The following is an 11,905-nucleotide window of genomic DNA, read 5'->3' as shown; positions in this document are numbered from 1 at the left end:
CCGGGTCAGGGGTCCAGGGCTTCGGTGATGGTGCGGTAGGTGGCGCAGGGCCAGCGGGACATGCAGGCGCGGCAGCGGCGGATGGGGCGGTCGGGGTCGCTGGTGATGCCGCCGGACTCCTGCGGGCGGTGCAGGTCGACGAGGCGCAGGGTGAGGTCGGTGAAGGCGATGACCTCCTCGCGGGCGCCGGCGAGGAAGGCGAGGTCCTCGCGGGACAGACGCGTCCGGACCGGGACGAAGCCGTCCTTGTTCACCAGGCGGAACAGGACCTGGGTGGACGTTCGCCACGTGCTGGACTTCGCCGCCCGAGCCCGGATCGTCTCCAGGCGCTCGCGCAGTCGACCATGCCGCTGTTGCACCCGTTCAGGTTCCCCTACTCCTGACGATCGTGCGGGAAGAACCCGCGATATCGGCGGACCGGATCGGCGCCGCGGAGCACTGAAATCGTTACATTACGGTGCGTAGTTCTCAAAGCGTGCGGGACTGGCAAGGCGGCGACGCGCCCCGGAAACGCCCACGGCGCAGGGGACTTGGCGAACCGTCTGGCTCCCGGGCCGTTCGCGAGATAGTGTGCCGGACGTGGAGCTAAACGTCTCGACCGCGTCTCAGGGGGGTCACGCCGTTGTCACGGCGACCGGTGAGCTCGACCTGTACACCGCGCCACGGTTGCAGGCGGCCCTCGCGGGCCTGCTGCGCGACCAGGCCGACCACATCGTGGTCGACATGAGCGGCGTGGAGTTCTGCGACTCGACGGGCATGAACGTGCTGCTCTCGGCCATGAAGCGGCTGAAGGAGCAGGGCGGCGCGCTGGAACTGGCCGCGCCGCGCCCCGCCGTGAAGCGGATCCTGCAGGTGACCGGGCTCGACACCGTCTTCACCGTGACGGAGGCGGCGCCGGTCCTCGACGCCGGCTGACCCTTCCGACCCATCGTCCTCGACCGCCGGCGCCGCGGGTGAACCCCGCGGGTCGCCGACCTGTCGCGCGGGTAATGGCTTGGTCCGTTACCCGGTGCCCTGCGGCATCGCGCGCCCGTCCCCGACTACGATCGCCGTTATGCAGGACGTAGCGGTATGCATCCCGGCCAAGGACGAAGCCGACCGCATCGCAGCCACGGTCAAGGCCGCCCAGGAGCTTCCCGGAGCCGACCTGGTCGTGGTGATCGACGACGGCTCCTCCGACGGCACCGGGCGGGTGGCCCGCGAGGCCGGGGCACGGGTCGTGCGGCACAGCCGGAACCGGGGCAAGGGCGCCGCGATGGAGAGCGGGGCCGAGGCCGTCCGGCTGCTGGACGAGGGCCGCGACCAGCCCCGCCACCTGCTGTTCCTGGACGCCGACCTCGCCGAGACCGCGCGCGAGGCCGCGCCGCTGGTCGAGCCGGTCAGGTCCGGTGAGGCCGACATGACGATCGCCGTGTTCACCACGACCGTGAAGCTCGGCGGGCACGGGTTCGTCGTCCGGCTGTCGCGCGACGGGATCCGCCGCGCCACCAGCTGGGAGGCCACCGCGCCCCTGAACGGGCAGCGCTGCCTGACCCGGGCCGCGTTCGACGCCGCGCTCCCGCTCGCCGCCGGGTTCGGGGTGGAGACCGCGCTCACCATCGACCTGCTGCGCGCCGGGTTCCGGGTGACGGAGGTGGAGGTGCCGCTCGCGCACCGCGCCACCGGCACCGACTGGCGCTCCCAGCTGCACCGCGCCCGGCAGTTCCGGGACGTGGCGAGAGCTCTCGCCGCGCGCGAACCGGCGGTGGCCAGGGGGCTCGACCGCCTGCGCGGCAGCCGCCCGTGACCCGTCTCGGCACGGGCGGGCTGTGGGGGATCGGGGCCGGCGTCGCCTGCTTCGTCGCCACCGCGCTGCTCGGGCCGTCGGTGTTCGAGCCGGAGCTGGAGGGTCCGCGCACGGAGCCGCCGTACGCGCTGGACGTCCACCCGTCGCCGTACCTGGTGATCGGCCTCGTCGTCGCGGGGATCGTCGCGAGCGCGCTGGGGCTCGGCCTGTGCTTCGCCGCCGTCCGCAGGGGCTGGCGCGTGCGGGCCCTGCCGCTGGTGGCCGCGGGCCTGCTGGCGGCGGCCGCGTTCATGTTCATGCCGCCGGTCGGGTCCACCGACCACCTGAACTACGCCTCCTACGGGCGGATGGCCGCCACGGGGCACGACCCGTACCGCACGAGCGCCGTCGACCTGCCGAAGGACCCGGTCGCCGGGGCGCCCGAGGAGTGGCGGACGACGCCGTCGGTGTACGGGCCGGTCGCCACGGGCGGGCAGGCGTTCGCCGCGTGGGTCGGCAGCGGTTCGGTGCGGCTGACCGTCTTCGTCCTGTCGGTGCTGAACGTGCTCGCGTTCGCGGTGACGGCCCTCGTCCTCTACCGGATGTCCGCGACGGAGGAGCGGCGGCTCCGCACGGCTCTGCTGTGGACGTGCAACCCGCTCGTGCTGTTCCACTTGGTGGCGGGGGCGCACAACGACGTCCTCGCGATCGCGCCGATGGTGGCGGCGCTCGCCGTCTTCGGCGGCGGGGCCGCGGGCCGGGCGGGCTGGGCGCGCTCCCTGGCGGCCGGGGCGCTCGCCGGGCTCGGGACGGCGATCAAGCTGCCCGCCGCGCTCGTCGCCGGGGGGCCCGCCTGGGGTCTGCTGCGCCGGGCCCGGACGGAACGCCGGAAGTGGCCGATCGGCCACCTGGCCGCGCTGCTCGGCGGGGGCGCGGCCGTCACGGCGCTGTCCTACGCCCTCGCCGGGCCCCACGCGCTCGACCAGGTCCGCGAGGCCAGCAACATGGTCTCCTTCGCGACCCCCTGGCACCTGCTGGACGAGTCGCTCGGCCGCGGCTCGCAGCGCGACGTCATCAAGCTGGGCGCGATGCTGCTCGGCCTGGGGCTGCTCGTGCTGCTCGCACGGGCCCTGCCCAGGGAGGACGCCCTTCTGCCCGGCGGGGAGGAGCGCCGCGTCGCCGCCGCGATCGCCCTCGCGTGGCTCCTGGCCGCGCCCTACGCGCTGCCCTGGTACGACGGGTTCGGGTGGGCGCTGCTGGCGCTGCTGCCCTGGACGCGGATCGACTGGATCCTGCTCGCCCACACCACCGCGCTCAGCCTCGCCTACCTGCCGGCCCGCGCGCCCGCCCGCATCCGGCTGCCGGACGACCTGGAGTGGCTGTTCACCGTCGTTCGGCCGACCGTGGTCCCGTGGACGCTTCTGGCGATCCTGACGGCGCTGGTGGCGGCGTGTCTGCGTTCCTCAGGTCGATCTCCAGCGCCCGGAGCCCCGCGGCGAGCATCAGCGGGGTCGCCAGGCTGAACGCCACCGACAGGATCACCACGCCCGAGTCGTTGACCAGCGTGCCGATGACGCCGACCGCGAGCGCGCAGATCACCGCCGGGCGCATCGTCAGGCTCTTCTCGTAGGCGCCCTGCAGCAGCGACACCCGCCAGCGCGTGGGCCGCGCCAGGACGAAGAACAGGAACACGACGGCGGCGGCGAGCGCCAGCGTGTAGGGCCAGTAGCCGAGGCTGTTCAGCATCGCGTTGAACTTGCGGGTGACGACGTCCCACGCGTCCCCGGCCACGAGGTCCTGCCAGAACCGGCCGAGATGCGTCGGGTTGGCCGACTGGGCGTTCACGTACGAGATGACCAGCACGAGCGCCATGCCGGCCAGGAAGAACAGGCCGAGCTTGAGCGGCGACATGCGCCTGCCCGCGACCATCAGGCCGAGCATCGCGAACGCCGGGACGATCGCCAGCACGCCGCCGAAGTCGCTGCCGAACGCGGGCAGGCCGTCCACCGCGACCGTGAAGGCGCCGATCACCGCCACGATCGCGACGGCGAGCGCCTTGTTGCCCCGGCGCAGCGGGTACTCCGTCAGCCACGCCGCCGTCAGGATCGCCGCCACCGCGAACAGCGAGAACGCCTGGTTGCCGAAGCCGTAGAACCGTCCGGCGACGAGGGCGGTGTAGCCCATCAGCGTGTTGAGCTGAAGGGAGGAGCCCGTCATGACGTCCAGTGCGAGGACGAGCGCCGTCACCCCGGTGATCACCAGGCCGGGGACGACGGTGGAGCGGCGCCACGGCCCGGCCAGCGCCACGCCCGTCAGCAGCCCGGCGAAGCCCAGCACGGTGCAGATCAGGACGGGGGTCGGGTGCTCGGCCCGCCACCACGGCAGCAGCCCGGCGAGGAAGGACGCGCCGGGCGCCGCGCCGCCGAGCAGCGCGATCACCCGGGTGCCTCCGAGGATCCGCGCCCGTGAGCGTCGGTCGCCGCCGAGGCGCCGCAGCGCGACCACCGCGATCCCGTACAGGACGAGCTGCACCGCGAACAGCACCCAGTAGAACGACGTCTGGACGGCCCGGATCGCCTGCGCCGCGACGTCCTCGTCCATGAGCGCGTCGACCCGGTCGTGCGCGGACGACGTGGACGGCTGGGACCGCCACGCGGACCCGACGGCCTGCTTGGGCTGCTTCACCCCGAGCAGCTTCAGCGTCGTCGCGGTGAGGTCGGTCAGCGTGACCAGCCCGTCCTGGCGGGTGGCGCTTGAGGTCATGTAGCCGGGCCCGTAGGCGGGGCCCTTGGCGACGGCCACGCGCAGGTGCGGGTTGACGCCGGTGTCGGACAGGCCCGCGACCAGCACGGTCGTCCCCGCCGGGAGCGCGGCCACGACCTGCGCGACCCGGCGGTCGGCGGCCTTCGCCGCGGCGGCGCGGCTCTCGTCCGACAGCGGGACCTGGTCGCCGTGCGGGTCGACGCCGGCGTTGATGTAGGCGCGGAAGAGGTCGTCGACGTCGACCGCGGCGAGCGGGCAGCGCGCCCAGTCGGCGGCGGTGGCCTTGTCGGTCGAGTCGACGTACCGGTCGACCCGGCCGGCGCCGTCGGCGGCGCCGAACACCGCGCCTGGCCCGACCGCCGTCGTGCAGCCGCCCGCCCGGTGGACCTCGTCGCCGAGCAGGCCGACCCGCGCGTGGTAGTTGGTGCCCGCGTTGTCGCTCTTGATCGCGGGCCAGCCCGCGGCGACGGCACCGCCGGCGGGCGGCGGGCCGGTGGGGGAGGACTGGCCGGGCGGCACCGGCGTGGACGGCAGCGCGCAGTCGCCGTGCGCCAGCCGCGACCGCTGCCCCGCCGACAGCGTCAGCCAGCCGTCGGTGGGGCAGGTGATGACGCGGGTGGTGCGGACGCTGAGACCCGCGGCGGAGCCCTGCGCGGTCAGCCCCCACAGTGCCGGGGTGTTCTCGCGGGTGACGTCGCTCCACATCAGCGCCGGCACCCCGATGATGACCACGCGGCCGGTGACGGCCCGCTCGGCGGGGGCCGTGGGGGAGGCGTGCGCCGCCGCGGGCCCGAGGACGGCCGCGAGCGCCGCCGCGAGGGTCGCGAGGAACATGGCGATCTTCGTTCCCCGGGACGTCATGGCGTTCAGGTTACAAGAGCCCTACCACCGGGCAGGGGCCATATCCTGCGGGCTGTGGACGGTCTGATGGCGCGGGATGCCCGTGACTCCCCCGGTGAGGCGGCCGGTGCCCCCGCCCGGCGGGGCGCCCGCGACCTTCTGGTCCTGCTCGCCGGGATCGCCGTCGCCGCGGCCGCCGCCGCGCCGATCGTCCAGCGGTGGCTCGGCAACCAGCCCGACCAGCGGCTCGTCGACCTGGAGGTCTACCGGGAGGGCGGGCTGGCGGTGCTGCGCGGCGCGCCCCTGTACGACTTCCTCACGCAGCCGCCGCAGCTGCTCCCCTTCACTTACCCGCCGATCGCCGCCGCCCTGGCGGTCCCGTTCACGCTCCTGCCGTGGCGCGCGGCGCAGTGGACGTGGACGGTGCTGATCTACCTGTCGCTCGTGATCGTCGTCTGCTACGCCTTCCGCGACCTGATCCGCCGGACGGGTCGCTGGGCGCCGCTCACCGCGGGCGTCCTGGTCGCGGCGACGGCGTGGCTCGACCCCGTCCGCGACCAGGTCCGGTTCGGGCAGGTCGGGCTGTTCCTGCTGGCCATGTGCCTGGCCGACTGCTGCGCCCGCACCGCCCGCTGGCCGCGCGGCATGCTCGTCGGCCTCGCCCTGGCGATCAAGCTGGTGCCGGGCGTCTTCCTGATCTACTTCCTGGTCACCGGGCGGCGGGACGCGCTGGTCAACGCCGTGCTGACCGCCGTCGTCGCCACGCTGGGCGGGTTCGCGCTGCTGCCGTCCGACTCGTCCGCGTACTGGTTCGGCGCGCTGCTGGAGGGCGGCGACCGGACGGGCGCGGTCGACGGCACCACCAACCAGGCGATCCACGGGATCGTGGCCCGCATCCTGGACGAGGGGCCGGCCCGGACGCTGGTGTGGCTGGCCCTGGCCCTGGTCGTCGCCTGGTTCGGCTTCGGGTGGGCGCGCCGGGCGACGCTCGCCGCCGACGCCGCGACCGGCGCCGACGCCTCCAGCCTCCTGCTCGCCGGGGTGGCGATCGTCGGGCTGCTGTCCGTCGTCCTGTCCCCTGTGGGATGGATTCATCATCTCGTGTGGATGATCGCGGTATTGGGGGCTTTGGTCGGCGATGGGCGTGACACGCGAAGATGTCTGGTCGCGTTCGCCCTGTGGCTGCTGTTCCTGTTCCCGGTCCCGTGGTGGGCGCGCGGTCTGATCGGCCCGGATCATTCCCCTGCAACGGTTCTCGCGGGCCAGGTGCTGCGCGACTCGTTCGGACTCGCCGCGCTGGCCTCGATCCTGGTCCTCGGAACATGGCTGGTGAAACGGCTCGATCCGGACAACCACCCCCGAGATCCTTCGCAACGGCAGGTCGGCATGGGTACGCTCGGCGCGTGATGCTCGTCGCAGTGGCCGTCGCCGGCCTGGTCGCCGGGATTGCGGGGCTCTCCATCGCGGTGGTCGCGCACAACCGGGTCAACCAGGTCGTGGACGAGTGCGGGGAAATGCTGAGGCGCCAGCTCCAGGTCGCGAGCGGCGAGGTGGACGAGCGCGCCCTGCGCGATCTCGCGATCGTGCACTACGACGCGCTCAAGGAGATGTCCGGGCACCGGTCCTTCTCCCTCGCGCTGATCAACGCGGTCGGCGACGGGGTGGTGGTGAGCTCGATCAACGGGCGGACCGAGACGCGGACGTACGCCAAGGCCGTCCAGGGCGGGCACGCCGTCGAGACGCTCTCCCCCGAGGAGAACCAGGCCCTGCGGGCCGCCCGGCTCGGCAAGGGCCCCATCGTCTCGATGGACGACCCGCTGCCCGACTTCGGCAACGGCGCCCGCACCCCCACGGCCCGCGCCTGAGGCGGCGCCCGCCGCTCCTGAGGGGCCGGGGCGCCGGACGGTAGACTCGTCTTTCTCACCATGCCTCTAGACGGCTGCCGCACAGCCGAAACACGCCCCGGGGGACTCCAGTGACCGCAGACGACAGGCAAGCGCGCTACGCCTACCTGGGTCCGCAGGGCACCTTCACCGAGGCGGCGCTGCTCACCCTCCCCGGCGCCGCCGGGGCCGAGCACATCCCGTACGCGACCGTCCCGGCCGTTCTCGAAGCGCTGCGCCGCGGCGAGGTCGACACCGCCGTCGTCGCGCTGGAGAACTCCGTCGAGGGCTCGGTCCCCACCACGCTGGACGAGCTGGCGACCGGCGAGCCGCTCCAGATCGTCGGCGAGATCCACCTGCCGGTGTCGTTCGCCCTCCTCGTCCGTCCCGGCACCGCGCTGGACGACATCAAGACCGTCGCGTCCCACCCGATCGCGCAGCCGCAGTGCCGCCGCTGGCTCCTGGAGAACGTCCCCGACGCCGAGTGGCGCGCCGCCACCTCCAACGCCGAGGCCGCCCAGCACGTCGCCGACGGCCACTACGACGCCGCGCTCGCCGGCTCGTTCGCGGCCGCCCGCTACGGCCTGTCGGTCCTCGCGGAGGACATCCACGACGTCGCCGACGCCGTCACCCGCTTCGTCGTCCTGAGCCGCCCGTGCCCCCCGCCGGCCCCCACCGGCATGGACAGGACGACCGTCGTCGCGTTCATCGGCGAGGACCACCCGGGCGCCCTGCTGGAGATCCTCACCGAGTTCTCGGTCCGCGGCATCAACCTCACGCTGATCCAGTCCCGCCCGACCGGCGCGGGCCTCGGCTCCTACCTGTTCTGGATGGACTTCGAGGGCCATGTCGCCGACGCCCGCGTCGGCGAGGCCATGATGGGGCTGCGCCGCGTCTGCGCCGACGTCCGCTTCGTCGGCTCCTACACCCGCGCCGACCAGGTCCGCCCCGAGATCCGCCGCGGCACCCACGACGCCGACTTCACCGAGGCCGCCGCCTGGATCACCGGCATCCGCACCGGCCGCGCCTGAGCCCGCGCCGGGAAATCAAAGGCGCCGGGGCCGTGTTGGCACGGTAGACCGTCCTGAGAGAGGTGTCCCCGTGCGTGTTGAGATCTGGGCCGACGTCGTGTGCCCCTGGTGCTATCTGGGTAAGCGGCATTTCGAGCGCGCTCTGGAAGGCTTCGCGCACCGGGACGAGGTCGAGGTCGTCTACCGCGCGTTCCAGCTCGACCCCTCCTTCCCGCCGGGCGAGACGGTCGACGTGGCCGACATGCTGGCCGAGAAGTACGGCATGACGCGCGACGAGGCCGTCGAGAAGAACCGGGAGATGGAGGAGCGAGCCGCCGCGGCCGGCCTGGAGTACCACCTCGAAGGCCGCCAGGCGGGCAACACCGCCGACGCGCACCGGCTCGTCTACCTCGCGGGTCAGCGCGGCGTGCAGGGCGCGGTCGTGGAGGCCCTGTTCAGGGCCTACTTCACCGACGAGCGCCCGGTGTTCGACCGGGACACCCTCGTGGACGTCGTCGCCGAAGCGGGCTTGGACGCGGCCGAGGCACGCGGCGTGCTCGCGTCCGACGCGTTCGCCTCGGAGGTGGACGCCGAGCAGCGCGCGGCGCGGGACATCGGCGCGACCGGCGTGCCCTTCTTCGTCATCGACCGCCGCTACGGCGTCTCGGGCGCCCAGCCCGCCGAGACGTTCGCGCAGGTCCTCGATCAGGCGTGGGCGGACGCGCACCAGTAGCGGGCGCGGCCTCGCCGCCGTGACGCAACCGAGACCGTCGGAACGCGTCCCGCGACAACCGGTTGTCGATCTTGGGCGTCCTCTTCACACCAGTGAACAGTGGAGAGGTCGTTCCGTGCGCCGAATTCGCCGTCGTCGCGGCCCTCGCCGTGGCTTCCCCCTTCACCGCGGCCCCCGCACACGCGGCGGCACCCCTGCGGGTGCCCGGTGGCCGCGCCCTGGCGCCGGCGGGCTCGCCGCTGATCGCCGAGCAGCGGCTCAAGACCCGGTTGACGATGCACGTCCCGGACCGCCTGCTCGTCGGTGAACGGGTTCCCGTGACGGGCCGCCTCGAACGGCAGGACCGCGACGGCGCCTGGGGCCCGCTCGCGGGCAAGCGGCTCGCCCTGAAGTTCGACCCGCCGTCGGGGCCGAGCTGGAGCACGGTCGCCACTCCGGTCACCGACGCGAACGGCGACTACAGGGTCCAGGTCCTGGTCGTCGAGAACGGCGCCTGGGTGATCGATTTCGCGAACGATCCGGTCAACCTGCCGGACGACTACTACAGCTACGAGATGGCATACGCCCAGACCGACGTCCGCCAGGTCACGCACCGGACCTCCATCAGCGGTTTCAACGCGACGCCCGAGCCGGTCGGCCTGGGCAGCACCATGCGGGCGTCCGGCACCGTGATGTTCACGATGGCCGACGGGACGAGGAGGCCCGCGGGCGGCGCCACCGTGCGGCTCCAGTTCTCGGCCGACGGGAAGACCTGGAAGGACAAGGCCGCGCAGTCGCCCGGCCTCGACGGCAAGTTCGCCATCGACGTGAAGGCCGAGCGTGACGGTCACTGGCGGGCGAGGGTCCCCGACGACGACGGCTACCTCGTGGTGCCCTCCGTCAGCAGCACCGACAACGTCGACGTGAGGTACCGGACGTACATCCACCAGTTCAACGCCTCCCCGGAGCCGGTGAAGAAGGGTGCGGCGATCACCGTCAAGGGCCTGCTGTACCGCTACATGCCCGCGGGAGGGCCGGGCCCGGGTGCGCCGGTCTCCCTCTACTTCAAGGCCAAGGGGTCGTCGACCTGGACCGGTGTCGCGGTGGTGAAGACGGCGAGCAACGGCTGGTTCAGCAAGAAGGTCACGGCGTCCAGGGACGGTTACTGGACGGCGGTTTACCAGGGCAGCTCCGGCTACCTGCCGTCCAACCAGCCCGCCGACTACGTGGACGTCCGCTAACGGCCATTGATCAACCGCTGGTCGATCTTGGGCTTAAGCTCCATACCAGCATTCAGTGGAGAGGTTTTCCCTTGCGTCGATCATCCGCACTGCTCGCCACCGCGGCCATCACGGCCTCGCTCTTCGTCGCGCCAGGCACCGCCGGCGCCGACGCGACCGATGTCAGCCTGGCCCTCGCCTTCGACAATCTGGCCAAGGACCGCGTCGTCAAGTTGACGCTGGGCGCCAAGTCGGCGAGCGGGGTCACGAAGGTCCGCGCGAACATGCGTTACCTGAACACCGGGACGGAGCCCTACGCCACCGTCGAGTTCACGCGGAGCAGCGGCACCGACAACGACGGTGTCTGGGGGGCCGAGTTCCGTCCCGACATCGAGGCCCGCCCCGGGCTCACGTACGTCGAGGTGCTGGTCACCACGGCCGACGGCGCCACGTACACGCGGAACCACGGGTTCTTCGACTGCTACTCGACCGCCATCACCGACTTCTCGAACTCACCGAGCGTCATCGACATCGATCACTCCGACGTGACGATGCGCGGCCGGGTGATGATCCAGAAGTACCGCGAGGCGGCGCCGGAGCCGGCGCAGGGCGCGGAGGTCAGGGCCGGAAGCCTCGCCAAGACGACGGCGGGTGAGGACGGCTCGTTCACGCTGACGTCCACCGGCCTCGCGTCCCCGAGCGTCGCGGTCCCCCGGGCAGGGCGGTTCTGCGGAGCTTCCAAGGCCGCCGCCGTCACGGTCGACAAGCAGGCCACGTCCGTCACCGCGCTGATGGCGCCGGGGCCGACCGTGGCGCCGTACACGCAGGTGACCGTCCGCGGCACGGTCCTCCGGCGGAGCTCCGCCGGCGCCGTGCCCGCGGCAGGCGCCGAGGTCCAGATCGATGTTCCGGACGACATCAAGGACGACGGAGGCATCACGTCGGTCCGGACCGCCGCCGACGGCACCTTCCGCGCCTACTTCCCCGCCGGGCGGCAGGTCGGCAAGTCGGGCACGGTGACGGCTCGCGTCCTGGACGACGGTTTCCTCACCGGCAGCCAGATGAGCCTGGGGACGGTGAACATCCGGAACGGCGCCGAGATCACGGGGTTCGACGCCTACCCGGAACCCCTCGCCTACCGTGACCCGATCGTCGTGCACGGCCGGCTGGACGTCCGGCCCGACTACACCAACGTCGCGAACCTGCCGGTGTACCTGGAGTACTCCCTGGACGGCACGACCTGGAAGATCTGGGCCAGCCAGACCCTGGCACGGCCGGGGACCTTCTACTTCAACAGCGAGAAGGCCGTGACGAAGGACGCGTACTGGCGCGTCCGGTACCCGGGCAGCGATCTGACCATGCCGGTCGTCAGCAACACCGACTTCGTCGACGTCAAGTACCGGACGCAGTGGTACAACTTCAACGCCTCGCCCGAGCCCGTGAAGAAGGGCGCGACCATCACGGTCAAGGGGCAGCTCTACCGGTTCAGGGACGTGCCGGGCCCGGGCCCGAACGCGCCCGTGTACGTCTACTTCAAGGCCGCGGGCACCTCGACGTACAAGCAGGTGGCGGCGACGAAGACCGACGCCAACGGCTGGTTCTCGAAGACCTTCAAGGCGTCCGTGGACGGCACCTGGAAGGCGGTCTACAAAGAGACCTCCGGGTACCTCGGCTCGACCTCGCCGGGTGATGCGGTGGACGTCCGCTGACGT

Annotated in this window: 10 protein-coding genes and 1 pseudogene; 9 read left to right on the top strand and 2 right to left on the bottom strand. The window is 72.6% G+C overall.

All coding sequences use genetic code 11. The features are described from left to right. Window positions 1–5: 5 nt before the first annotated feature. A complete protein-coding gene (locus tag AB0K37_RS03755) occupies window positions 6–359 on the bottom strand; it encodes a hypothetical protein (protein ID WP_363974274.1) in 354 nt (117 codons plus the stop codon). Window positions 360–579: 220 nt separating this feature from the next. Here AB0K37_RS03755 and AB0K37_RS03750 point away from each other — a divergent pair, with 220 nt between their 5' ends. The 3 genes and pseudogenes from AB0K37_RS03750 to mptB form a co-directional block, all read left to right on the top strand. Beyond that, a complete protein-coding gene (locus AB0K37_RS03750) occupies window positions 580–915 on the top strand; it encodes an STAS domain-containing protein (protein ID WP_179831569.1) in 336 nt (111 codons plus the stop codon). 139 nt (window positions 916–1,054) lie between these two features. After that, complete coding sequence (locus AB0K37_RS03745; protein WP_363974271.1) at window positions 1,055–1,786, top strand: glycosyltransferase family 2 protein; 732 nt, start codon at window positions 1,055–1,057, stop codon at window positions 1,784–1,786. Between the two features lie 290 nt (window positions 1,787–2,076). Then, a pseudogene (mptB, locus tag AB0K37_RS03740) lies at window positions 2,077–2,487 on the top strand (polyprenol phosphomannose-dependent alpha 1,6 mannosyltransferase MptB); the annotation flags it as partial. A 661-nt stretch (window positions 2,488–3,148) separates the two neighbouring features. Here the strand turns inward: mptB and AB0K37_RS03735 are convergent. Then, entirely contained in the window at window positions 3,149–5,389 is a 2,241-nt protein-coding gene (locus tag AB0K37_RS03735) for a hypothetical protein (RefSeq protein WP_363974268.1), read from the bottom strand. A gap of 54 nt (window positions 5,390–5,443) precedes the next feature. Here AB0K37_RS03735 and AB0K37_RS03730 point away from each other — a divergent pair, with 54 nt between their 5' ends. The 6 genes from AB0K37_RS03730 (at window position 5,444) to AB0K37_RS03705 (ending at window position 11,902) form a co-directional block, all read left to right on the top strand. Then, entirely contained in the window at window positions 5,444–6,775 is a 1,332-nt protein-coding gene (locus AB0K37_RS03730) for a glycosyltransferase 87 family protein (RefSeq protein ID WP_363974265.1), read from the top strand. After that, window positions 6,775–7,233 (top strand): DUF4446 family protein, encoded by a 459-nt coding sequence (locus AB0K37_RS03725; RefSeq protein ID WP_363974340.1) that lies wholly within the window; start codon window positions 6,775–6,777, stop codon window positions 7,231–7,233. Before AB0K37_RS03730 ends, AB0K37_RS03725 begins: the two co-directional genes overlap by 1 nt. A 110-nt stretch (window positions 7,234–7,343) precedes the next feature. After that, complete coding sequence (pheA, locus tag AB0K37_RS03720; protein WP_363974262.1) at window positions 7,344–8,282, top strand: prephenate dehydratase; 939 nt, start codon at window positions 7,344–7,346, stop codon at window positions 8,280–8,282. Between the two features lie 70 nt (window positions 8,283–8,352). After that, a complete protein-coding gene (locus AB0K37_RS03715) occupies window positions 8,353–8,994 on the top strand; it encodes a DsbA family oxidoreductase (protein ID WP_363974259.1) in 642 nt (213 codons plus the stop codon). A 92-nt stretch (window positions 8,995–9,086) separates the two neighbouring features. Then, the gene (locus tag AB0K37_RS03710) at window positions 9,087–10,214 is read left to right on the top strand and encodes a hypothetical protein (protein ID WP_363974256.1); all 1,128 of its coding nucleotides are present in this window, start codon (window positions 9,087–9,089) and stop codon (window positions 10,212–10,214) included. A 71-nt stretch (window positions 10,215–10,285) separates the two neighbouring features. Next, entirely contained in the window at window positions 10,286–11,902 is a 1,617-nt protein-coding gene (locus tag AB0K37_RS03705) for a hypothetical protein (RefSeq protein ID WP_363974253.1), read from the top strand. Window positions 11,903–11,905 lie beyond the last annotated feature (3 nt).

Origin of the sequence: Actinomadura sp. NPDC049753 (assembly GCF_040674655.1) — a bacterium.
GTDB lineage: Bacteria > Actinomycetota > Actinomycetes > Streptosporangiales > Streptosporangiaceae > Spirillospora > Spirillospora verrucosospora.
Note: the sequence above shows the minus strand (reverse complement) of the source record. Positions and strands in the feature narration are given on the sequence as shown.